21 protein-coding genes are annotated in these 24,022 nt (G+C 52.3%); 3 read left to right on the plus strand and 18 right to left on the minus strand.

Annotated features, from left to right (window positions below):
* Positions 1 to 73 precede the first annotated feature (73 nt).
* From IPG22_20155 to miaB, 9 genes are all read right to left on the minus strand, one after another.
* A complete protein-coding gene (locus IPG22_20155) occupies positions 74 to 796 on the minus strand; it encodes a hypothetical protein (protein MBK6590599.1) in 723 nt (240 codons plus the stop codon).
* Positions 797 to 888: 92 nt separating this feature from the next.
* Positions 889 to 1,500: a hypothetical protein gene (locus IPG22_20160; GenBank protein MBK6590600.1), complete on the minus strand. Its 612-nt coding sequence runs from the start codon at positions 1,498 to 1,500 to the stop codon at positions 889 to 891.
* Between the two features lie 121 nt (positions 1,501 to 1,621).
* Entirely contained in the window at positions 1,622 to 2,467 is an 846-nt protein-coding gene (locus tag IPG22_20165; protein MBK6590601.1) for a zinc ribbon domain-containing protein, read from the minus strand.
* 148 nt (positions 2,468 to 2,615) lie between these two features.
* Entirely contained in the window at positions 2,616 to 4,484 is a 1,869-nt protein-coding gene (locus IPG22_20170) for a CocE/NonD family hydrolase (protein MBK6590602.1), read from the minus strand.
* A gap of 500 nt (positions 4,485 to 4,984) precedes the next feature.
* Entirely contained in the window at positions 4,985 to 6,265 is a 1,281-nt protein-coding gene (locus IPG22_20175) for an adenosylhomocysteinase (GenBank protein MBK6590603.1), read from the minus strand.
* 116 nt (positions 6,266 to 6,381) lie between these two features.
* Positions 6,382 to 7,545: a methionine adenosyltransferase gene (locus IPG22_20180; GenBank protein MBK6590604.1), complete on the minus strand. Its 1,164-nt coding sequence runs from the start codon at positions 7,543 to 7,545 to the stop codon at positions 6,382 to 6,384.
* A 121-nt stretch (positions 7,546 to 7,666) separates the two neighbouring features.
* The gene (locus IPG22_20185; protein ID MBK6590605.1) at positions 7,667 to 8,959 is read right to left on the minus strand and encodes an MFS transporter; all 1,293 of its coding nucleotides are present in this window, start codon (positions 8,957 to 8,959) and stop codon (positions 7,667 to 7,669) included.
* A 90-nt stretch (positions 8,960 to 9,049) separates the two neighbouring features.
* Entirely contained in the window at positions 9,050 to 9,532 is a 483-nt protein-coding gene (locus IPG22_20190) for a bifunctional nuclease family protein (GenBank protein ID MBK6590606.1), read from the minus strand.
* Positions 9,533 to 9,534: 2 nt separating this feature from the next.
* A complete protein-coding gene (gene miaB, locus IPG22_20195) occupies positions 9,535 to 10,830 on the minus strand; it encodes a tRNA (N6-isopentenyl adenosine(37)-C2)-methylthiotransferase MiaB (GenBank protein MBK6590607.1) in 1,296 nt (431 codons plus the stop codon).
* Positions 10,831 to 10,868: 38 nt separating this feature from the next.
* On the opposite strand from miaB, the gene dnaE reads away from it, so the two are divergent.
* Both dnaE and IPG22_20205 read left to right on the plus strand, forming a co-directional pair.
* On the plus strand, positions 10,869 to 14,396 hold the full coding sequence (gene dnaE / locus IPG22_20200; GenBank protein ID MBK6590608.1) for a DNA polymerase III subunit alpha: 3,528 nt from the start codon (positions 10,869 to 10,871) through the stop codon (positions 14,394 to 14,396).
* 32 nt (positions 14,397 to 14,428) lie between these two features.
* Positions 14,429 to 15,253, plus strand: a complete 825-nt coding sequence (locus tag IPG22_20205) for an acetyl-CoA carboxylase carboxyltransferase subunit alpha (GenBank protein ID MBK6590609.1) — start codon at positions 14,429 to 14,431, stop codon at positions 15,251 to 15,253.
* A 377-nt stretch (positions 15,254 to 15,630) separates the two neighbouring features.
* Here IPG22_20205 and IPG22_20210 read toward each other — a convergent pair whose 3' ends face one another.
* Complete coding sequence (locus IPG22_20210; GenBank protein ID MBK6590610.1) at positions 15,631 to 16,134, minus strand: single-stranded DNA-binding protein; 504 nt, start codon at positions 16,132 to 16,134, stop codon at positions 15,631 to 15,633.
* Between the two features lie 121 nt (positions 16,135 to 16,255).
* Between IPG22_20210 and IPG22_20215 the strand changes: the two genes are divergently transcribed.
* The gene (locus tag IPG22_20215) at positions 16,256 to 17,377 is read left to right on the plus strand and encodes a PQQ-binding-like beta-propeller repeat protein (protein ID MBK6590611.1); all 1,122 of its coding nucleotides are present in this window, start codon (positions 16,256 to 16,258) and stop codon (positions 17,375 to 17,377) included.
* Between the two features lie 222 nt (positions 17,378 to 17,599).
* Here IPG22_20215 and IPG22_20220 read toward each other — a convergent pair whose 3' ends face one another.
* From IPG22_20220 to IPG22_20255, 8 genes are all read right to left on the minus strand, one after another.
* Complete coding sequence (locus IPG22_20220; GenBank protein ID MBK6590612.1) at positions 17,600 to 17,824, minus strand: DUF465 domain-containing protein; 225 nt, start codon at positions 17,822 to 17,824, stop codon at positions 17,600 to 17,602.
* A 278-nt stretch (positions 17,825 to 18,102) separates the two neighbouring features.
* Positions 18,103 to 18,594 (minus strand): ribosomal protein S18-alanine N-acetyltransferase, encoded by a 492-nt coding sequence (gene rimI, locus IPG22_20225; protein MBK6590613.1) that lies wholly within the window; start codon positions 18,592 to 18,594, stop codon positions 18,103 to 18,105.
* Entirely contained in the window at positions 18,595 to 19,230 is a 636-nt protein-coding gene (gene tsaB / locus IPG22_20230; protein MBK6590614.1) for a tRNA (adenosine(37)-N6)-threonylcarbamoyltransferase complex dimerization subunit type 1 TsaB, read from the minus strand. It lies immediately after the preceding gene.
* Positions 19,227 to 20,117 carry a nucleotidyltransferase family protein gene (locus tag IPG22_20235; GenBank protein ID MBK6590615.1) on the minus strand — a complete coding sequence of 297 codons (891 nt, stop codon included), beginning with the start codon at positions 20,115 to 20,117 and terminating at the stop codon, positions 19,227 to 19,229. Before IPG22_20235 ends, tsaB begins: the two co-directional genes overlap by 4 nt.
* A gap of 67 nt (positions 20,118 to 20,184) precedes the next feature.
* Positions 20,185 to 20,652 (minus strand): PqqD family protein, encoded by a 468-nt coding sequence (locus IPG22_20240; GenBank protein ID MBK6590616.1) that lies wholly within the window; start codon positions 20,650 to 20,652, stop codon positions 20,185 to 20,187.
* A gap of 114 nt (positions 20,653 to 20,766) precedes the next feature.
* Positions 20,767 to 21,597 (minus strand): hypothetical protein, encoded by an 831-nt coding sequence (locus IPG22_20245; protein ID MBK6590617.1) that lies wholly within the window; start codon positions 21,595 to 21,597, stop codon positions 20,767 to 20,769.
* 19 nt (positions 21,598 to 21,616) lie between these two features.
* Complete coding sequence (locus tag IPG22_20250; GenBank protein MBK6590618.1) at positions 21,617 to 22,651, minus strand: glycosyltransferase family 4 protein; 1,035 nt, start codon at positions 22,649 to 22,651, stop codon at positions 21,617 to 21,619.
* A 140-nt stretch (positions 22,652 to 22,791) separates the two neighbouring features.
* Positions 22,792 to 24,021, minus strand: a complete 1,230-nt coding sequence (locus IPG22_20255; GenBank protein ID MBK6590619.1) for a glycosyltransferase family 4 protein — start codon at positions 24,019 to 24,021, stop codon at positions 22,792 to 22,794.
* Between the last annotated feature and the right edge of the window lies 1 nt (position 24,022).

Below are 24,022 nucleotides of genomic sequence, written 5' to 3' on the forward strand. Positions count from 1 at the left end.
GAAAAGATCACTAAAAGAAGGCGAAAGAGATAATACAGGAATAACAGCGAGCAATTTTTAGTGTATTTTCGTGTTATTTAGTGGTTACTTCTTCCACCTCCAAGGTTTTTGGCCGTTTCAGTTCCATATTCGACAGGTGCAGAATCAGGCAATACGAATCGTCCTTCACACGGCCTTCGAGAAAGGCATTGTACGGCTTGCCGCCGCGGTTCATCACGAGCGGCTCGTTGCCTTTTTCGCCGCCGCGGACGAGCAGCAGAGCGTCGCGTTCCGCGAGGTCTTTTGCCATTTCAAACAGAAAATCGAACGTCAAGCCGTTGATATGCACGAGCTGTTTTTTGTTCGTGAAGACGAATTTATGTGCCGCTTCTTCTTTCTTAATAAATTTTCCGGTCCAACGCATCGGGAATTCGCCGTTCATGTTTTGCAGCTCTTTTTTGCGTGGCTGCCGTTTTCGCTCACTCCCGTCGGCGTTGTAGGTTACCTCGATCTCTTCGACGAGGTGAATGATGCCCTTTTTCGTGACGTAAACGCGGGACATATCAGTCAAAAACATCCCGAAACGCTCGATGTCGATCTCAGGATCGCCTTTAACCAAGCTGTCGGAAACCTTTTCGAGTTTCTTGTCTTTTTTTAGAAGCTCCGGCAGATCATGGGTGGTGTCAGTCTTCAACAACTTGCGTGTAGATATCGGCCGCCCCTTTTTATCCGTATAACGCATCACGCGTGTCGGGTTTAAGGCTTCTGCCGCCACGACGGCGTCACGATTGTTCGAATTTGAGATGTTTATTGGCATAACGCGTCAGTGGTCAGTTGTCGGTGGTCAGTGTTCAGAAAGAGATTCGGTCTTCCGCTGACAACTGACCACAGACCACTGAAAACTGCTGATTACATCAGATCAAAGTCCAGATCATCGGCCGAGATCTCTTCTTCCTCGCCGGAATCGAGGACCGCGGCCTGATTTAGCTTAATGTACTGAAAATCGGCCTGTTTTCCAACCACCATAAAAATATCGCCGCCGGAGCCGATCAGATAGGCATTGTCATATTCGATGCCGCCACGCCAGCTGAAAGGGAACCAGTACATCCGTCCATCTGACAGATAGTCGTGCAGTGCCGAGATATCATTCGTCTCAAATGTGCCGACGAGGTAAACGCTCTTAACTATCTGCGTAAAATAGTCTTCCACGGTCGCCGGCGACAACACGTTCTTTTGCCCGAACGACGAGGGAACCTGTGCTATCGGTTCGCCGTCGGGTGTGATCGGAATCAGCTCGTTTCGATCGACCGAATCGCCCTTGTCGTTCACGGTCGCGAGAGCAGTGCCGCCTTTGTCGATCAGTGTCTTTCCGTCCGCCGCTAAAACCCGCAGGCTTGCCTCGAGCCCTTTCTCATCATAAGCCTCTATCTCGACGCGGCCATACAACTTCTCCCGGTCGATCTTAACGATCGTTACCGGAAAATCCTGCCCGTCCAGCGATAAGATCAGAGGCCTCGCCATAAAGAAGAAGTTAACTTAAAGCATCTTACAATATCCGATAAAACACTGCGAGTAAAAGAGATGTAACAAACAAAAAAGCGGGTGCCATTTCTGACACCCGCCTGCGAACTAGCATGCAGCGTTAACCGTTCGGATCCGAAACCTCAGTCACGCTCTGCGGGCTCAGATTTAGCATGTTGTCACCTGCGATGACCGAGACCGGTGAATTCCAAAGTGCAAAACCGCGGCCGATCTTGGCGATGCCGAAGAGGTAGTACCCTTTAGGATCCACGCCGGCCAGGTTCGCTCCGCCGCTGCCGTTGGTCGTACCCGAGTATTTTGCCTTTGCCGCGATCGCTCGCATCGCTGCGCGCTGAAAATCACCGTAGCGATCAGGAAAAACCGCAGCGAGCCCGAGGCTTCCCGCCAGAGTGTTTCCCTCTATTGGTTCGACGCGGGCTGCTCTCAATACTGTTTCGACGTCTTCTTCCAACAGGTAAAATCTTGTCCCCTTGACCGCCTGTGTCGAGCCGCTTGCCGATGTCGCCTTCGCGTTGAGTACGACAGTTCCTTTGTCGGCTGCTGGAGCAACCGGCGGAGCCGTTGAAGAGCCGGGAACCGTCGTTGTCTGCGAAGGCGGCGGAACAGGCGCGCTTGCGGGAACACTTGTTGACGGCACCGTCGAAGTCGACGTTGTGCGTGTGTCAGTTGCCGGACGTTTGCTGGCGACGTTGACGTTCACATTTGTATTTGCTGTATCGTCACCGCCGCGAAAGGCGATGTAGGCAACAAATATAAGAACAATACCGAGCAATCCGATCGGTATCAATGCCCAGGTAGGAAACCCGCCTTCGCGATCGAGCGGCTGCGCAACGATGACCTTTCGCTCTACGACCGGCGGGGCGTGCAGAGGCCTGGCACAGTTTGGACAGGCGGCGGCGGTGGTCGAGACTTCGTGACCGCATTCAGGACAGAGTATTAATGACATAAAAATTTCTCCTATGATGTTCAAATAAGAACAAGAATCGCTTAATCCTAGCTGATCAATGGAGTTCTGAATGTCATCTAGAACACATTCGGCAAAAAAAATGGCCAGGCGGTAAAGCCTGGCCGGTTATAGCATTTCTACACAAAGGTTATTTCTTTTTCACCACAGAGATCACTACCTCAGCCGGATACTGTTTCGAGTGGTGAACGGAGTTTTTCGCGACCACGCCTTTGACCTCGTCGTAGTTATTCCCGCCGGTATTCATATTGCGGTCGAATCTTGGGAAGTTGCTCGACGATATCTCTATCCGCAGACGATGCCCGGCCGCGAAGTAGTTGCTGGTCGTCATCGGCTGGAATTTGACCTTGTAAACCTTGTCTTTTTCCATCCACGCGAGCGGTTTGTCGTAACCGTCGCGGTATCGCATGCGTTGGATGGTCTCGTCGAGGTTCCATGCTTTGCCGGTTTCGTCGACGTCGATGAGTTTTACAGTGAAGTCCGTGTCCTTCGCATCCGACGAGACAAAAAGCGAAACCTCGATCGGCCCGCTCAGCTCAAAACCTTCCTTCAAAACGTCGGTCGAGTAAACGAGAATGTCATTTCTCTCCTCCATCTTCGTTTGATCCCAGGCACCGCCCTGCACCGCATTTCCGGTACAACAGACGTTACCGCCGAATGAGGGAACCGGATCCATCGGATCGTAGGTGAAAGTGTCCGGCATGTCGGCCGCGGGCGGCTCGGTCGTAAGTTTTCCGTCGCCGGCTCCGGTGTTGGCTTTCCCGCCGCTTGCGAGATAGAACTTCATCGGTTCCGCACCGACAGGCGGCCAGGATTCGGACGACTGCCATTTGTTGCTGCCCATCGTGAAGTACTGAACTTTCGGGCGTTTGAGCACGTCGTTCTGCTCGCCTTTGAGGAAATGATCGAACCAGTCGTACGTCATTTTGCTGTAATCGAGCCGGGCATCACCCATGCTTCGCTGGCCGACGATCGTGTTTTCGGTCGCACGCGTGTAGCTGCAATGCAGCGTCGGGGCGATCACAGCGTATTGTTTGTCAGCGATATCCTTATCGGCCGTTTTGCGAACGTGATTATAGGTCGCAAGATTCGGCCCGACCGAGACGTCATACCAGGACATGAACCAGAATCCGGGAATGTTGATCTTCATGTTGTCGTGAAACAGGCCGCCCTTGTACCACGCCGGATCATTCGGAGTACGTTTTATCATCGCTCCGCCGGTCGAATTCGGCATCGCATCGGCGAAGATGCCTCGCGGCCCGTCGACTGCCTTCATGATATCCATTTCCGGCAAATGCCTGAGAGCCTTTGACCAATCGACCTGCGGCGACTGCTGGGCCAGATCGAAGGATTTCGAGGCTCTGATCAGCTCTTCCTGCGAAGTATTTGCAGGGAAAGTGGGCCGAACCTGATTCTGCTCGCCGTAAAGCCAGGCAATGAAAAGCATCTGCACCGCACCGCCGCGATACCAGTTGCCCTGCTCGTAATACGGCCCAACGCGTCCAACGCCGGCACCGAAACCCTGTGCGATCATCGTCGTGAACGATGGGTTGCCGCGAGCCGCGACCGCCATTTGCCATTCGGCAGTCGACGAGCAGCCGATCGTTCCCACCTTTTTATTCGACCAGTCTTGCGATGACATCCACGTTATAGCGTCATCGCCGTCGGTTGTCGGCGGCCCGAGGATGTCGTAATTTCCCTCGGAGAAAAAATGCCCGCGTTCGTTCATGATGACGTAGGCGTAGCCGCGTTTCACGGCGTCGAGGATCGTCGTCATATCCCGCGGAGCCCCGAGCCGGACGTCCCACCAGTTGAAGTTGTACGGGGTTCGTGAAAAGATGATCGGATACTTTTTCGAAGCGTCTTTTGGCCTGTAAACATCGGCCTGCATCCGCTTGCCGTCACGCATCGGCACCATCACCTTGCGGTCAACAACAGCGAGGGAATTCAGCTCAGCCTCGATGGCATTTCGCCGATCTCTCATCTCCGGCGTTGACATTACCTGCGGCTGCTGGCCAAAACCTGGCTGGACCACGAAGACGATTGCGGCAGCCGCCAACACCAATATGCGGACAAAACCCTTTTTCATAAACGGATGCTCCTATTTCTAAACGAGGGACGGTTAATTTTTCGATCGAAAGATGATTCTAACTCTAAAACTGGAATGAATGGTAATGGCAATATCAACGTTGTGGATCGGGAAGGGAGGGACCCCTCAATTTAAAGGCAAATGAGTCTGATAATGGACATAATGTATTATACGTGAAACGCAATTGCAAATAAGAGACTTTTTCACCGAAAATGAACGTTCGACCAAACTCGAAAATACCTCTACCAATCTCGGGAGACTACTCTACCTATCTCAAGATTTCGCTCTACCAAACCAGGGTTGAAAAGCGACAAGATCTTGTCACCCTGAAACAAAAAAGACCTCGTCGACATTGACGAGGCCTTTGTGTTTTCAGAAATAGCGAGCGGGCACGAAACCCGCGCACGTTCTTAGGTTCCGGTTTCCCAGCTAGTCATGTATTCGAGCATCTCCGGCGTGAGGATGTCCATTTGGACGCCCATGGCGTGGAGTTTGAGGGAAGCGATCTCCTGGTCGACTTCCTTCGGCAGGACGTGGACGCCGGCGGCGAGTTTGCCATGATTTTTGACCAGATATTCGGCAGAGAGAGCCTGATTGGCGAACGACATATCCATGACCGAAGCCGGATGGCCTTCAGCAGCAGCGAGGTTGATCAAGCGGCCTTCGCCGAGCACGATCACGCTCTTTCCACCGTTTTTGCCGATGTATTCTTCGACGAACGGACGACGTTTAACTGCTTCAGCCGACATTTCGCGAAGGGCATCGAGGTTGAGTTCCAGGTCGAAGTGTCCGCTGTTGCAGACGATCGCTCCGTCCTTCATTACTTCGAAGTGCTCCTTGTCAATCACGTGGCGGTTGCCGGTGACGGTGACAAAGAAATCGCCGATCTTCGCAGCTTCCTTCATAGGAAGCACGCGGAAGCCGTCCATGACCGCTTCGATCGCCTTGATAGGATCGATCTCGCAGACGACGACGTTCGAACCGAGCCCGCGGGCACGCATCGCAACGCCCTTACCGCACCAGCCGTAGCCGACAACGACCATGACCTTACCTGCAAGCAGGATGTTGGTCGCACGGATGATGCCGTCAAGTGTCGACTGGCCTGTACCGTAGCGGTTATCGAAGAAATGCTTCGTCTGAGCGTCGTTTACAGCGATCGAAGGGAAGGTGAGCACACCGGCTTTGACCATCGCGTTCAAGCGAACGATACCGGTCGTCGTTTCTTCCGTCGTTCCGATCAGATTTGGGATCAACTCAGGCTTTTCCTTGATCATCGTTGCGACAACGTCAGACCCGTCGTCGATGATGAGGTTCGGATTTGTATCAAGAGCTGCTTTGACGTGGCGGACGTACGTTTCGGTCGACTCACCCTTGTGTGCCATCACCGGGATTCCCCAGTCAGCGACGAGCGAAGCCGCGACGTCGTCTTGCGTCGAGAGCGGGTTCGAAGCGATCAGAAGCGATTCAGCTCCACCAGCCTGCAATGTGCGGGCCAGGTTAGCGGTCTCGGTCGTGATGTGGGCACAAGCGATAAGCTTGACGCCTTTCAAAGGCTTTTCTGCCTCAAAACGCTCACGAATAAGGCGGAGAACCGGCATTTCGCGGTCAGCCCATTCGATGCGCTGTTTGCCCTGCGGTGCCAGGTTTATGTCTTTGATATCGTATTCCATTGATGTTCCTGCGTTAGCCATAATTTGTTTCGGACCGCAGGCTGCTAGCCTGCGTGTGTCTCTTGCTAAAAAAATTGTAAAGTTAGACTCGGCGTCAATTTCTAACGATACGCAGGCTGGCAGCCTGCGTTCCAATGTTACGCCGCGACTCCCTTATGTTCCTCAGCCGCAGTTCTTAGAGCCTCGGCTTTATCTGTAACTTCCCACGAGAATTCGCCGTTCTTACGTCCAAAATGGCCGAAACGTGCAGTTTCCTTGTAGATAGGTCGGCGAAGATCGAGAGCTTCGATGATCGCCTTTGGCGTCAGGGTGAAATTCTCGCGAACGATGTCCGATATACGCTCGTCATCGATGCTTCCGGTACCGTGCGAGTCGATCAGAACTGAAACCGGTTCCGCAACTCCGATAGCGTAAGCTAACTGAACAGTACACTTATCGGCAAGCCCGGCAGCGACGACATTCTTTGCGATGTAGCGTGCCATATACGCAGCCGAGCGGTCCACTTTTGTCGGATCCTTGCCCGAAAAAGCACCGCCGCCATGGGGAGCGTATCCGCCGTAAGTATCAACGATGATCTTGCGGCCTGTGACGCCGGCATCGCCCATTGGACCGCCAACGACGAATTTACCCGTCGGGTTGATATGATATTTGGTCTGATCGTCAAGCAGTTCAGCTGGGATCACGGGCTTAATTACGTGCTCCAGGATGTCGCGGCGAATGTCCTCGATGTCGAGATCAGCGGTCTGTGACGAGATCACAACTGCTTCGACGCGGAAAGGACGGCCGTCACGATATTCGATCGAGACTTGCGATTTGCCATCAGGACGGAGGTAGGGAATTGTGCCGTCCCGGCGAACCTTCGACAGTTGTCGCGTCAGGTTATGAGCCATCTGGATCGGCATCGGCATCAGCTCAGGTGTCTCGTTACACGCAAAACCGAACATCAGGCCCTGATCGCCGGCACCGCCGGTGTCAACGCCCTGTGCGATATCCGGCGACTGGGTGCCGATAGCGTCGATGACGCTGCAGGTGTTCGAATCGTAACCGAATTCGGCGTTGTTATAGCCGATCTCTTCGATCGTTTCGCGAATGATCTGCTTGTAATTGACCTTTGCGGTTGTAGTGATCTCACCTGCAACTACTGCCAAACCTGTGGTTACAAGCGTTTCGCAAGCAACACGTGCCGTCGGATCCTGCGCCAAAATAGCGTCTAGAATTGCATCCGAGATATGATCCGCGATCGTATCCGGATGGCCCGCTGTGACAGACTCCGATGTAAATAAAAAATTTCCGTTACTCAATTGTTTACGTAACTCCTTTTATAGGGCTGTCTTGTTGAAATCCGAATAGATAACAAAACGATAATAATAGCCTTTTCCCAGAAAGGTGTCAAAGCTCACCATGCCGTGCATACATCGAGTGTCATCCCGCTGTCTCGAAGTCATTCAGGGAGTTCTGTTTACGGTATAACGCGTGGATAGTGAGGGTTGCGACAAATGATAGGGAAGTAATGAGGATCAGGCTGTAAAAAGCCCGAGTATAGTCGCCGCCATCAGCGTCTGCGATCTTGGATGTGATGATCGTCCCTGATGAAGCCCCAAGCGTTTCGATCAATATCACGGCCCCGAGGATCTTGCCGTATTCTTTGACGCCGAAGTGTTCCGCAACCATCAATTGCAGCAGCACGAACATTCCGCCGTAGTTCAGCCCGAAGATAACGGCAAATACGTAAATAGTGACGGTGTTGAAGTATAGAAACGTGAGGGTCGAGATCACCATTAATGCCGCAGAGACGAGCATTACTTTTGAAATAGGGAAACGATCACTCAAAAAGCCGTAGAGGAACTTTCCGATCACGCTGAGGCCGAATAGGAGGGATTGAACACCCGCGGCCTGCGACGGCGTAAAGCCGATCACAGGGCTTTGCAGGTAAAGGTTCAACTGCTGGGTGACCACAAAGATAGTGTAGAAGATGAGGGCTGCGGTAGTGCCGAAAATCCAGAAAATAGGCATTTTAAGGGCTTTGACGAGCGGTATGCCTTCAGCCGGAGCGATCATTTCATGGACCGTTTCTGGTGCTGACCCATCTGGCAACAATCCTAATTCCGACGGGCGGTTTTTGACCAGAAAGATGACGGCGGGCAGCAAAATGACCCATACGAGCAGGCTTACCGCGAACATTGCCGTACGCCAGCCGTAAGCCTGAATCAGCGGGGTCACGATCTGAGGGATCACAACTCCGCCAAAGCTGGTTCCGGTCAAAACAATGCCGAGGGCGGTTCCGCGACGCTTTGAAAACCAGTTCGAGACGAGCACCGTACACACCAGCACGCCGACAAATGCCAGCGAAGCGCCCAGCAGAGCGTGTGCCAGATAGACCATCGCGACCGAGTCAGCCTGCGAATAAATGACCACGCCGCTGCCGAGGATAATGCAGCCGGCGACCATCAGAATCTTGGCAGATGTTTTTTGGAGCAGATAGCCAGCGAGCGGCCCGAGCAATCCGGCGAGAAAAAACGTGATCGCTGGTGCGTAGCCATAAACGGACTGGATCCGGTCCTGCGGTACAGAATCATTCGCAACCAGTTCGTTTTGGACAAATTTATAAAATACGGGGATACCGCCTATCGCGAGGCCGTTGCTGACGACGAGAGCGAGCAAGCAAATGGCGGCGACGTACCAACCATAGAAAAACTTGCCGGCCGGTTTCGTCATATAGCGATATTCAGAGGGAAGTTACTTAAAACGCAGATATTTACGGTATCTGAAACACCGTTTGCGTCTGATAATAGAGATTATGTAAGATTATCCGATCAGCTCCGGCCATTCGTCCGTTGGCGTTTCCGGGTCGTCGATCGCGGTGTCGCTTGGCGTCGATGACGCCGATAGATCGATCACCTTTTGCTCAACAAAAATTGGACAATCAAGTCGCAATGCCAATGCGATCGCATCTGACGGTCGTGCGTCGATCATTACCGGATCTCCATTTTTATCCTTGAGATCAATACGGGCGTAGAATGTGTTTTCGAGCAGATCTGTGATCACAACGCTAGCGGCGGCCAGTTCGCACTCGATGATGACGTTTCTTAGCAGATCGTGTGTCATAGGACGCTGCGGGACCACTTTTTCGATCTCAAGGGCGATCGCATTCGCCTCAAACGCTCCGACCCATATCGGCAGGACGGTCTCCGAATCGATGCCTTTGAGCACGACGATCGGCGTGTTTGTGTTTGGATCCATTATCAGGGCTCCGATCTTTACTTCGACCAGGCTTTGCTCGTTACTCATGTTTATCCTCGGATCTCTCCAAACAGCGAATTCGTCTTGATATCAGTGATCTCAACATCGACGACCTGACCCAACAGATCGGTTGAACCTTCAAAGTTAACTACCTTGTGACACGTCGAATGTCCCGTCAAGCCCGTATCATACCGAGTCGATCTGCCTTCAACTAACACTTTACGTTTTGTTCGTAAATATCGCTGTAAACGCCTAGTTTGCATGGCTTTTTGAGCCCGTTCAAGCTCCATAAAGCGAACCGTTTTCTCAGCCGCCGAAACGTCGTCTTCCATCTCGAATGCCGGCGTTCCAGGACGCGGCGAGTATTTGAAAATATACGCCATGTCGAACCCGCAATATTCTACCATTCTCACGCTCTCACGGAAATCAGCCTCAGTTTCTCCCGGAAATCCCACGATAATATCGGTCGTGAGAGCAATATCACGGTGCGAAGACCGCAAACGATCGATCTTTTCAAAATACTTTTCGATCGTATGGCCGCGTTTCATCATTCTCAGCACGCGGTTGCTGCCGGATTGGACCGGCAAATGGACCCAGTTGCAGAGATTTTCGTTCTCTTCGATAGCGTCAACGATATCCGAGCGAAAATCGCGGGGAAATGAGGTCGTGAACTTTACCCTCTCGATTCCAGTCGCCGCGACAGCTCGCAACAATTTTGTGAAGGCCGACTTCCCTTCAAACCCCTCAAGCCCTACATTAGTATCTGGCTTGTAACTATTTACGTTTTGACCAATTAGGTGAACTTCCCTAACGCCTTTTTCTTTCAGTTCGGCTACCTGGCGAACGATCTGCGACGGCTCAAAACTCTTTTCACGCCCGCGTGAAAAAGGAACGATACAATAAGTACAAAACTTATTACAGCCTTCGATGATCGGCAAAAATGCGACGTAGGGTGAATGGCGGTGCGTATCCGCAACGGTCCAGTCGTATTCGTCCTCGCGTTCGCCGACATCTAGAACCTGATCGCCAGTCCGCAGCGTCTCCTTAACAGCGGCTGAAACCCGCCCTACGGCTCGTGTTCCAAGAACAAAATCGACGCCTTCGATCTTATCAAACAGCATCTCGCCCTCTAGCTGAGCGACGCAGCCCATCACGCCGACCACCGGCATCTTCTTTGCCGCTTTCTTTCGCAGCCGGCCGATGCGTGAATAGAGTTTGTGTTCAGCTTTTTCGCGGACGGAACAGGTATTTATGATGACAACGTCCGCATCTGTATCGCTTGAGGTCATTTCAAAACCGTCACGCGCCAGCGTCGTAGAAATGCGCTCTGAATCAGAGACATTCATTTGACACCCGAAAGTTTCCAGATAAACTTTTTTCATATATGGCGCAAAAAGTAGAACGGCCGGTTTTTGGATCGAAGGACTTCGTTCACCTGCATTTACATACCGATTATAGCCTGTTGCAGAGCACAATCCAACTTAAGCCTTTGGCGAAGCGGCTGAAGGAGTTGGACATGAGAGCCTGCGCCATCACCGATTACGGCAATATGTACGGGGCTGTTTCGTACTTTAACGTGATGTCCGGCAACGGCATTCAACCGATCATTGGTATTGAGGCTCACCTGACGTTTGGCAGCCGTTTGGACCGCACATCGTCGGTCGGAGCAGGCGAACGCGGCTATTACAACATCATTCTGCTTGCCCGCGATGTCGAAGGATATCAAAACCTCATCCACCTTTCATCGTCAGCATTTACCGAAGGGTTTCATCACAAACCGAGGATCGATATCGAGCTGCTTTCGCAGCGAAGCAAAGGACTTATCGGCCTTTCGGCCGGGATCGACGGAGCGGTTTCGCATTTTTTGCTGACTGGAAATGAGGAAAAAGCTCTGTCGAATGCGAAGTTGTTCGAGGACATTTTCGGCAAAGGCAATTACTACCTCGAGATACAAGACAGGGTCGACGAACGCGGGCAAAAGCTGATTGCGGACACTGTCGCCCTTTCAAAACAAAGCGGTATCGAACTGGTCGCGACGAATGACGTTCATTACATGAACGCGGACGACGCTCGTGCCCAGCAGGTACTGATCGCGATCGGCGAAGGGCGAACGGTCGGCGATAACCGCGAAACGGCGGCGGCGATCCGCTATCTTCGTTCTGCGGAGGAAATGTGGGACATCTTCGGTGCCGAACTGCCGCAATCGCTGAATAACACGATGAAGATCGCCGAAATGTGCGATCTCGACATACCGCAGGGCGACGATGTTCGTCAGCTGCCCAATTATCCCATCCCAGTCAGCGAGGGCGACATCAGCGTCGACGATTACTTCGAAAAGGTCCTTTGGGAAGGCTTTGAAGAGCGGAAAAAGACCGAATGGGAGCCAATGCGTGAGCTTGGAACGCTTAAGCACACGATGGAAGAGTACGAGGATCGTTTGCGGATCGAGATCGCCACGATCAAGCGCATGGGCTTTCCCGGCTACTTCCTGATCGTGTGGGATTTTATCGCGTACGCTAAAGACAAAGGCATTCCGGTTGGACCTGGACGCGGTTCAGCCGCCGGTTCCCTGGCAGCGTTTTGTATGCGGATCACTGACGTAGATCCGATCCAGTATGATCTGCTGTTTGAGCGATTCTTGAACCCGGAACGTATCTCGATGCCCGATATCGACATCGATTTCTGCATTCGCGGACGCGGCGATGTGATCAGCCACGTTACGGAATTTTACGGTAAAGAGTCGGTTTGCCAGATAATCACCTTCGGAACGATGGCTTCGCGAGCCGCGATCAAGGACGTTGGACGAGCCCTCAACATGCCGTACGGTGACGTCGAAAAGATCGCAAAACTCATCCCGCCGCCGATCCGCGGACGTAACGTAAGTATTTCGCAGGCTCTCGAGACAGTTCCCGAACTTAAAGCTGCAACGAAGGATGCTAAGGTGAAAGAGTTGGTGGATCTGGCTTTACGGCTCGAAGGTTGTTCGCGTCACACTTCGGTTCACGCTGCAGGGGTTGTCATCAGTCCTAAACCTTTGCACGAACTCGTTCCGGTTGCTTTATCGGGCAAAGACGAGCTTACCAGCCAATATCCGATGGGCGATCTTGAGAAAGTCGGGATGCTCAAGATGGACTTTCTGGGGCTAACGACGCTGACTGTGATCGCCGATTGCCTCGCCTCGATGAAGGAAAAACTCGGCGTCACCATCGACTGGGCAAAGATACCAACCGACGACCAGAAGACGATGGAGCTGTTCGGCGAAGGTCGGACTGAAGCGATATTCCAGTTTGAATCCTCGGGCATGGCGGACATGTGCCGCCGTCTGCGGCCAAAGGAACTCGAAGATCTCTCCGCCCTTAACGCCCTCTACCGTCCGGGACCGCTCGACGGCGGTATGATCGACGATTTTATCGACCGTCATCGCGGCTTAAAGCCCGTGGAATATGTACTTCCAGAGATGGAAGCGATCCTCGGAAACACTTTCGGCGTCCTCGTCTATCAGGAACAGATCATGCAGCTCGCTCAGCGGCTCGCCGGTTACAGCCTCGGCCAGGCCGACCTGATGCGGCGGGCGATGGGTAAGAAAAAGATCGAGGAAATGGCGGTTCACGAACAAACTTTTGTGGATGGAGCCGTTGCCAACAAGATCCCTAAAAAAACGGCCAAAGAGATCTTTGACCTGATGGCGAAGTTCGCCGATTACGGATTCAACCGCAGCCACTCGATGGCATATGCGGTTCTCGCCTTTCAAACAGCGTATCTAAAGGCTCATTATCCGGCGTATTTCTACGCTTCTGTTCTGTCTCACGAAGCCCAGGACAGTGCGAAGGTCTATAAATACTCGACCGAGCTGAAGTCGATGGGCCTTTCCCTGCTGCCGCCGGATGTAAATGAGAGCGGCGATGGATTTACGCCGGTCGAGGACACGGTTCGATACGGCCTGACCGCGATCAAAGGAATGGGTTCGTCGAGCGTCGCGGCGATCGTTGAGGCTAGAAAGACGGGCAGATTCACTTCCCTCTTCGATTTTTGCTCACGGATGAATGCCGGTGCGGTTAATCGCCGCGGGCTTGAGAGCCTGGTTGCGGCCGGGGCGTTTGATTCGATGATGCCGGATGGCGAGGAAACCGGCTCGTGGCGAGCGAGGCTGCATTCAGCGATCGAGCCTGCGCTTCAGCAAGGCCAGCGAATGGCTGAGGACCGTTTGGGGGGGCAAAGCGGCTTGTTTGGGGCCGTTGAGACATCGTCGGACGATGTTCAGACGCTTCCGAAGGCTACTCCATGGACTCAGGCGGAATTAGCAACTCGCGAAAAAGCGGCGATCGGGTTTTATCTTTCAACCCATCCTTTAGACAACTATAAGGAGCTACTCGACGGCATTAATCTAAAGAATATTGCCGATATCGGCGACATGAATTCGGGCGATATGGTCACGCTTGCGGGTATGATCAGCGGTTTGCAGATCCGGACGAGTAAGAAAGGCAATCGTTTTGCGATGTTTCGGTTTGAAGATCGGTCTTCGGGAATGAAAGCGGTCGTGCTTGGTGAGAATTTCAATAAACTAAGCCCGCTGCTGGCTGATGATCAGATGTTCATCGCCGATGGCAAGATCGAGGCTCCGGACGGGCAGGAACCGACGTTGATGATCAACGAATTGCGGTCGCTCGATGAAACAATTGCTACGCGGGCCCGGGCGATCAGCATCACGATTCCGGGGCAGACGGATGAGGCTTATTTCGAATCGCTCTATTCTCTGCTGGAACGCGAACGCGGCCGTTGCGGCGTAATTCTATCGATAAAAGCGGGCGATACCCGTGTAAAGCTCGAAGCCGGTGGACTAAGCGTCACGGGCAGCCGTTCCCTACAGCGTGAACTCGAGGGCCGCGGCTGTGCGGTCGAGTGGGTTAACTGAACAATTCCGAGCATTGTTGTATCATAGTGTTTATGGCCACAACCGCTTTTGAACGTGTGCAAATGGCACGGCATCCTGATCGTCCCTACGCGATGGATCTGTTTACGACGATCTTCACGGATTTCGTCGAGATCCATGGCGACCGTCGTTTTTCTGATGATCCGGCGATGATAACCGGATTTGCAAAGCTCGACGGTATGGAGGTCTGCGTCATCGGCCAACAAAAAGGGCGTGACATCAACGAGCGTCGGCATCGTAATTTTGCGATGTCTAAGCCCGAAGGCTATCGAAAGGCATTAAGAATGATGTACATGGCCGAAAAGTTCGGCCGGCCCGTGATCACGATCATCGATACGCCCGGAGCATATCCAGGTATCGATGCCGAGGAACGTGGCCAGGCTGAGGCGATCGCCTTTAACCTTCGTGAAATGGCGGGTTTGAAGGTTCCGATTATTGTTGTTGTGCTCGGCGAGGGCGGGTCGGGCGGTGCTCTGGCGATAGGTATCGGAGACAAGGTTTTGATGATGGAAAATGCGGTTTACAGCGTAATTACGCCGGAAGGCTGTGCCGCCATCCTCTGGAAATCTGCCGAACGAGCTGCTGATGCTGCTGAAGGGCTGAAACTCACCGCCGACAATCTCAAGAAATTCGACATAATCGACGAGATAATTCCCGAGGACCATCCATGGATGATCCCTGCTGATGGCGACAAGGCGAAGCAGAAGGCCTTCGACAAGATCTGTGGATCGCTGAAAGCGAGCCTGCTCCGCGAGTTGAAATCCCTGTCCGCTCTTGATGCCAAGAAACTGCTCGATAACCGTTATCAGAAATTCAGAAAAATGGGCGAATGGTTATAGTCCATTTCGCCCAAACCCCCCAAAAAATCTTTCCCCAAAAACTTAACGATCATAGTGCGGAAAAACTCTCGTCTGAAAAGCGTGAATCGATTCACACTTTTATCGAAAACGCCGTATTTACGACAGATTACGGTTCGTAGTGCAGCGTTTGGTCGAATATGTTTGGCTTCCTGTCGGACCAAAACAGCCTGATTGGTAGAGGTAAATGGAAGATTGGTCGAACGGTTTTTGGGGTTTGAAACTTTGACCAATTAGTGGCACTGAGAGTGTTTTACCTCACGGCTTTGCCGCCGTCCTGGATCATTTAACTGGCTTCGTGGACCAGATCCGCGAACGGCGGCTAAGACGCTTGAGACACTTAAAGCAGAGAATTAGATCTAGAACGGAATATCATCATCCGCACCCGCCGGAGCAGAAACCGGGGCAGGACTGCTGGAACCGCCTCCGGATGAGGCACCCGCTGATGAACTCGACTGCGGCGGGCCGCTGTGAGTGTTGTCATAGTCCTCGCGTCCGCCGCCGCTGTATTCGCCTCCGCCGCCACCTTCGCCGCGGGCGCTGATGAACTGCATATCTGTCGCCTGGACGCCGAGCGTGTAGCGTTCCTTGCCGTCGCGATCGGTCCATTCTTCGAGTTGCAGACGGCCCTCGATATAAACAGGGCTTCCTTTAGAGAGATATTTCGAGGCATTCTCAGCTTGTCGCCGCCAAAGCGTGACCTTGAACCAGGTCGTTACGTCCTGAAATTCCCCTGATTTGTCTTTTTTGCGTTCGTTGGTCGCCATCGAAAAGCTGCATACGGCATCACCCTGCGGCGTGTAGCGGAGTTCGGGGTCGCGGCCGAGATTTCCGACGAGAATTATCTTGTTAAATGACATAATTGGTTCCTCTTACGTGTAAGTTTTTGGTAACTTTTCTTTTACGAATAGCATCAATATAACACGACAAGGGGCGTGTGCTAAAATCGGAATTTCGCACGAGCCGAGAGAGTTAGATTTTGTGATGCGCCGCTTTTTTCTTCCTAAAATTCCTGAGATCTTGTTGTTTATCCTCGTCGCGTCGGGTCTGGGTACGTTCGGCCAGACAAAGTCCGCGTCTGAGATATCGATCTCGAAATGCTGGGCGTACCCGACAGTTGAAACCGGCGTGGCTCTCGCGTCGGATAGTACCCGCATTTTTATCGGAGCTGACGGGGCGAAGGTCGAGACGCTTTCGCAGGATGGGAAAAAGATCTGGTCGACGGAGCTGGGCGGCGACCTGAGTTCGAATCTCCTGCCCACCGAAAAAGGGCTGCTGCTCGCAACCTCGACCGAGAGGCCGGCGGGTGAAAGGTCAGCCTCCGTCCTTCGAAGTTTGAGCAAAGAGACGGGGATAACGAACTGGACTTTAAAACTGCCTGACGCAGAGCGGTATTTCCTGAGCATGCATAACGGTTCGGTTATCGTTGTGGCCAAAAGCGGCACGATCCAAGCGGTTGATGCGGCGGATGGAAGCGTCAGGTGGAAACGCGACCTTGCCGATGGTTTTGCCGCGGAACCTGTTTTTTCGGCCGCAAAGGTGATAGTTGCGGCTAAGGCGAACCAGATTTTTTCTGTCTCTCTGGCCTCAGGAGAGATAGAGTCGATGCGAAAGTCGGCTTATCCAGTCACATCGCTTGCCGAGCTCCCTTCAGGTGAGATCGTGGCCGGCGATGAACGCGGTAATATTTCGACTCTGAACGGGACAGACAAGGCGTTGTGGAGATTTAAGAGCGGCGGTGAGATATCAAGGCTACTCGTGAGTGGCGAGAATATTCTCGCTGCCTCACATGATAATTTCATCTACTATCTGATCGCCCGAAACGGTGATGTGGATTGGAAGAAACGCCTCGGCGGCCGTGTTCTACAGCTCGCAAATATTGGTGACAAATATGCTCTGACGATGAGTTTTGAGGAAAATAGTGCCGTTTTTACTGATCTTTTGACGGGAAAAGTTGCGGGGCAGCTAGTATTTGGTGACGGAGAGAAACTTGTTTCCGCTCCGGTTGCCGCAAATGGCTCGATCTTTATGCTCAGCGATCGGGCGGCTTATTCCTATTCGCTGGCAAATTGCGGTTCGAGCGAGGCTCGAGTAACCACGAAATAACACGGAACGGGAATCTCGAACCAAGATCCAACAGCGGATTATCGCGGATTCACACAGATATTTTTGTAAGGGTCAGAATCTGAGGCAATCCCTACGGTTTTTGAGCTATACGCGATAATCTGCGTAAATCCGCTGTTGAAAAAGGTTCTACACGCTGAAAAACGGTTATGGAATGATCCATAACCGTTTATTTAAAATAATTTCAGCAGCCAAAACCACTTTCTAATGCGAAACGGTGTGCTGCTGCATCATGGCGTAAATTTCGTCTTTGATCAGTAATTTCTTTTTCTTGAGGGTTACCTCCTCCAACTGTTCGTCGTCGCTGGGGTATGTAAGATGGGCAAGTTCGTTTAACCGTGCTTCGAAGTCCTGATGCTGATGAACTAGATCTCTGAAAACCGAATTACTCTTTATTAGTTCATCTCTCACCGGGTCTACCGTTGACATATCCATATGGCTTTTCTTCCTCACTTGTCAAGATTCCCGCTCACCCACTTAACAACTTGGTAACCGGGTCAATTCCAATATTAGACCTATATTTTGAAAGAATCAAGCGAAAGCTGACTGGAGCGTAAGCGTCCCGCTTGTCATGACGGCAACGCCCGAAAAGCTGCCTAGATGACCGCGAACTATTAACTATTTGATCTCTTATTCATCCCCGGCGCCGTCACGCCGCTGTCGCGACGTTGGCAAGCGGGACGCTTGCGCTCCAATCGCGGATCCAGTCATAGCGGCAGCTTCATCAGGATCGCGTGTTCGCGTGGGTTTTCGTAGAAATGGTTGCGGGTTTGGACGCGTTCGAAGCCGTTGCGTTCGTAGAATGCGATGGCTTTGGCGTTCGATTCGCGGACTTCGAGCCAGATATTTGCTGCTTTTTGCTCGATACAGGCAGTTCGAAAAGCATCGAACAGCATTTGCCCTCGGCCGCGTCCGTGTTCGGCGGTGGTGACGGCGATATTGTAAATTTCGGCTTCGAGCGTTGTTTCTATCATACCGCCCGGGATGATGCGGCCGACGACGAAGCCGCGAGTGGAATTGTCCTCATCCACTAGCCGGAACATGATCGAGGCCGGGTTTTTGATCTCCTCGAGATAACTCTGAGCAGACCAATGGCTTAGGTTTGTTTCGTCAGCGATGCGGATCAGATCGACGATATTCGCCGCATCGACCGAGCGAATTCGAAGACGGCTATAAGTATCGGGAGAAATAGCATTCATCTAAAAACTCTTACTGATAAATAGAGGTTCGACGACAACGCCGCGCGCCTGCCGGCATAAACGTCCGATCGAATGAGCGAGGTTCCAGCCCTCGTTAACCACGTTTGGGAATGCCGAAAGCACTTCATATAGACGCTCGTGGACAAGGAATGTTGCGGAACTTTCCTCGCCGACCCCGGTAATGAAATTTTCTTCAGTGACCGTAAACGGCTCGTTCAACGCCCTGATCTCGCTCCCTGATACTGCGAACTTCTGCACGCAGATCGCATCGCGGCCGACAGGCAATGCCGCTGTTACGGTGCCCGCAACGCCGGCGGAAAATGCCATTGCTTTTAGAGCTGTCTGGCTCGACATCATGATCCCGAGCCCTGCTTTCAGCCCGAGAGCAGTCGCGATCCCGATCCGGATGCCGGTAAAGCTTCCCGGCCCCGCCGAAACGGCGATCGAGTTGATCTGTCGCCGGTCGATCTCGTTTTCCTTTAAGAGGAGGTCAATGTTAAAGAGCAGGTCTTCTGCTTTGGATACGCTGGCGGTGCCGACCCAATTGGCGATCTCGACGTCACCGCGAAGCAGCGAGATGCTGCCGCCAGCGATAGCGGATTCGATGGCTAAAGTTATTTCTTCGTTCTCGCTCATTTGCCCCGATCTCTTAATTCCCTGCTCACACGGCGGATCGACGATGGTATTCGGTAAAAAAAGTTCCCGACCTGATAAAAAATACGCGTGCGGGCATCAAAGCTTCCTTCCATCTGAACGGTCGCCCAGATCGGGTTTTGGTCAAATCTTAGCGCGACCTGGTGCCAGAGCTTTTTCCTGTCATTAAGTACCAGCTCGAGCGGCTCGTTCTTATCTTCCCTCGCCCATTCGTACTCGACGCGTTTTATCAACCAGGCAGGAAGATCATTGACTTCATCTTTTATCGGCGTATCAGAAAGATCCAGGCCGAGATAATTGTGCGCCAAACCAACGGTACAAACGAGCCAGCGGCGCCGTTTGCGGCTAACAACGGTAAGAAAACGATCCCAGTCGAATTCCGGTTCGCGGTTAGCGATCGCGTAGTAAATATCCCACAGCCTTTCCTTGTTTCCACCGCCGTCGGTCAGCCAATGCACGCAAAGAACGCGAACGTGATCTTCGGGGCGAAGAATTCGATAGGAACCGGCAGCGGTTTTGATCAACCGGGAATTCTCAAATAGATCCTTCCATTCGGCCGAGTCTAAGTGCCGAAGTTCCCTGTGCAGATCTATCGCGAGCCCATCGGCAGCCAGGTTCTGAAGTAAAGTCGACGCTTTTGCGTAGTCGGCCTTTGATACCGCCATATCCATGTCTATCGATGGACGATAAATGTTTTCTGGATAAAACTTCGCGGCGGCAAGGCCTTTGATCAGTACCGGCTCGATCCCGTTATCCCGAAATAAAGCAAAGGCTCTAAGAACGTTGTGTTCCTGAACCTTTCGCTGGAGCACGCTCCAACGAGCTTCGTCGGAATGTGTTTGAGACTGAACGGAATTATCTGTCTGCACAAGAAGAAAGAGTAGCAGAGACGACGAGTCTCTACTACTCTTCAAAAAAACCTAATTGTTGCTCGGCTTAGGGAGCACAGAGTCCAGCTTGGTTGCAGTTCGTTGTTGACGGGCAAGCACGTCCGGCACAATTAAGCGGTGCGGTACAGGTGCAAGAAACTGCTGCCATCGCACTCGAAGGAGCGACCAGGGACGCGATAACCGGAAGAGCTACCATCGAAGCAAGACCGATCGTCTTGAGAACCTGACGGCGTGACTGGCCTGCGAAACGCGGAGCGACTTCATTTGCGAGAAGTCCGTTCTCGTTCAACTGATCAATTGCGAGCCATACGAAATCTTCGGTGACCTTTCCGTCAAACTGTTTGACGATGTCGGCAACGGTGTTGGTTCCGTCGCATGACTTCCAGACTTGGGCAGCCGAACTGTTCAAGCAGTGCGCTTTGTTGCTGTCCAGGTCATAAACTAGTACCTCATCGGGCATTTCCTGGACCACAATGCCATTCTGGCGGGCCATCGGATTGTTCGGGTTATTCATCTTCTTCCTCCAAGCGAATAGGTTATGCGTGTGCAAAATAAAGTCAAAGTTCTCAAAATCAGTGCTGGGCTAAGATCACCGACCTTGATAACCAAATGTTTTAATAATTCTATCTCAATTTACGTGATTGTCAACGAAATCGAGCAATGTTTCAGCAAATCTTTCTGCGGAACCTCTAAGACTCGAAACGATTATGGCACGGCTCGCTAATTTATGCAAGACCTCCATCGAAAATTCAGGGCGGTTTCGGATGGAAAGTGTAAAAGGGATTAGCTTTAGTACACCGCTCCCGGATGTCTCGATCTGCGGGTCCCAATCAGCTTCCGGATCGTATCGGGTCAGCAGCACGAGCCCGACCGGGATCGGTTCGTGTCCTACTCTGCCGCCGAGCTCTTCGATACCGAGATCGTAGGTCTTAAAGTCCTCAGTCCGCATTGCGATCCTCCGCGGAAACGGATGAACCATTGCGCCCACATCGATGATAGCAAAATCGTCGGAATAATACTCGGCCCCCTGTTTAACTAGTTCTGCGGTAAGAGTTGATTTTCCTTGAAAACTGTCCGCTGGCATCACGATCGCCTTTCCCTTCCAGCCGACAACGCCGGCGTGAAGGAATACGCGGTCAGGTGCAATTTCGCCTACCGAAACCCGTAAGATGCTGTCAAAAAAGCGAAAAGCCTTGAGCGGTGTGTCCGAAGCCCCGAGTTCCACGCCATTGTGGATGAGCATAAGATCGCCGTTCGGGAGCCGGTCGAGCGCGAATTCGTGGTCGAATGTTGAGCTTGAAATTTCACTGACATTCTCTAGTAGCGATCGATGAGCAACGGTTGTCGCACCGTTGAAGGCTTCGGCGTCGTTACTCTCGATCCGCACGAGAACGCCATAGGATTCGAAATCGAATCTGTGTTTGGCTGTATTCGGGTTTACCTGAGGCGTGGCGATCATGTTAACGCATTCTTAAATCTTAGTTTAGCACCTTCTTTTTGAAGCACAGGATCAGTATTACAGACGTCAGAATGATCACGACCGGAAACATCGCGAGGCCGATCTCATCACGAAACTGCACCGAGACCAAAACTGAGATACAAAGGATAGTCGCCAGCACGCCGTACAGAATTGTCACGCTGCGATGCGAGTAACCGGCCGAGACGAGACGCTGGAAAAGATGTTCGCGATGGGCGATCCAGATCTTTTCGCCGCGGATCAGCCGCCGAAGTATCGTTACAACCGAATCGAAGAGGAAAAACCAGACGAAGAGAACCGCGGCGATCGGCAGCAAGTCGGGCGATTTTGTGACCGATTCGCGTGCCATCAGCGGGAGTGCGGCGAACGTGAAGCCGAGAAACGCACTTCCAACATCGCCCATGAAAATGTGCTGCGGATTCCAATTATGTAGCAGAAAACCGAGGCTCGCGGCGGCGATCACTCCGCAAAATAGGTAGATGACGGGCATTCCGAGGATAATTCCGAGGCAAAGCCAGCCGAGCCCTGCGATCACAGCCTGCAAACCGGCGAGGCCATCGATCCCGTCCATGAAATTGTAGGAATTCACCATCCAGACGATCCAAAGGAAGGTAATTACGTAGCCCCAATTGCCGAATTTCAGGTTGCCGAGCATTGTGATGCCATGCCACGTTTCCGTATCAGCGATCAGCAAAACTGCGGCTGCGCAGTGAACGAGCAGCCTGACCGGGAACGAGATCGGCCGTATATCGTCGAGAAAGCTGATAAGTGCGATCAGTGCAGCACCGGAAATATAGCCCCAAGAGAAAGTACCCGTAACGAGGAGCGATATCGGTACATACGTAAGCAGACAGACGACAACGATCACGATCCCAGCACCGTGCGGCGTTGGTTCGTTGTGCGAACTGCGTTCGTTTGGAACCTTTAGGAAATTCTGCTTGAGCGTCCATCGACGATATCTCGCTACCGCGAAATAAGATACGCAGAAAACAGCGGCGAAGATAACGATGTCGATCGATCCAATCACAAAATTCAAGCCGCAAAACGCGGCGTCTAGGGGCAATTATTGTAAATTCAAGCCGGAAAGTCGTTGCGTAAAAAATTCCTGCGGTAAGCTTAATTGAACCTAAAATTCCGCCACTGTGTCAAACATCGATATGGATTGTCGTCCAAGCTTTATTTAAGGGCTTTGCTGTAGGATTCGATGGCTGTTTCGGTTGAGTATTTGCCCAACGCGGCGGCTCTCGCCCGCTCGCCCATTTTCGGCAGTTCACTTCTGTTTTTATACAGCTTCTCGATAGTTTCACTAAGTAATTTTGCATCGCCCGGAACGAGGTGCCAACCGATCTCGTCCTCGTCAATAACCTGAGCAAGCTCGGAGCCTTCATCCGTCAAAGCGAGGATCGGTTTTCCCGCGGCCATGATGTTATAGGTGCGGCTCGGCATCGCGGTTCCCCACATGCCTTTTATTAAGGCAACAAGCCCGATGTCGCAGGCGTTTAGGAAAATATTTTGTTCGGAACGCGGGCGATAGTCTAGAATCGTTACGTTTTTTAGACCGTGATCGTGAACGTGGGCCTCGATCCACGGTTTTTTAACTCCGGCTCCGATGAAAGCGAAGTGGAACTCTTCCCTGTCGATCAACAATTTCGCACTTTCGATGATCGTCTCAACATCGGTCGGATGCCCGATATTACCGGCATACATAAATACGAATTTATCCTCGATGCCAAGCTCTTTAAGCAGAGCGTTGTCGTCTCGCGGCGTCGGGTAGATCGTGTCGAGATCCGCCCAGTTCGGGATGGTAATGATCGGGATATCCAGGCCTTGGGTCTTGCGAACGAATAGCTCGTTCATATCGCGGCCCATCACGATGATATTTGATACGTGCTTATAAACCCAACGATTGACTAAGTTAGCAAATTTGACAAACGAGGAATCCGGCTTTGAAGCTCCGACCGCGACGAGGATCTCAGGATAGCTGTCCTGAATGCAGAGCGTCAGGCTCGCCCCTCGGATCAGACACGCGAGAGCCGTCGTCACCGGCAAACTCGGCGGTGCCGTGACCACCATCACATGATCACCTCTTTTGAATAGTTTGAGTGACTTTAGGAAGATCGAGATGCCTATGGTAAGCATGTTTAAGAGCCGAAAGAGGAAGGCATTCTTATCGAGCGTCGTTCCGTTTGCTCGAAAGATCTCAACGTTGTTTCGCCATTCATGCTTTTGAGCCTGAAGGCCCCGGGACATGTGTTTGGGTTGGCCGGTGATGACCTTTACCTCGCGTTGCTTGGCGAGGCCTTCGGCGATCTCGGTAAGGTAATAACCGGTCGAGATCTCTTCGGGATAATAAACCTCGGTCAAGATCCAGAGCGTTTTGGCTTTTTCCTGAGAATTATCGCCCATG

The sequence above is a fragment of the Acidobacteriota bacterium genome, assembly GCA_016703965.1.
Lineage (GTDB): Bacteria > Acidobacteriota > Blastocatellia > Pyrinomonadales > Pyrinomonadaceae > OLB17.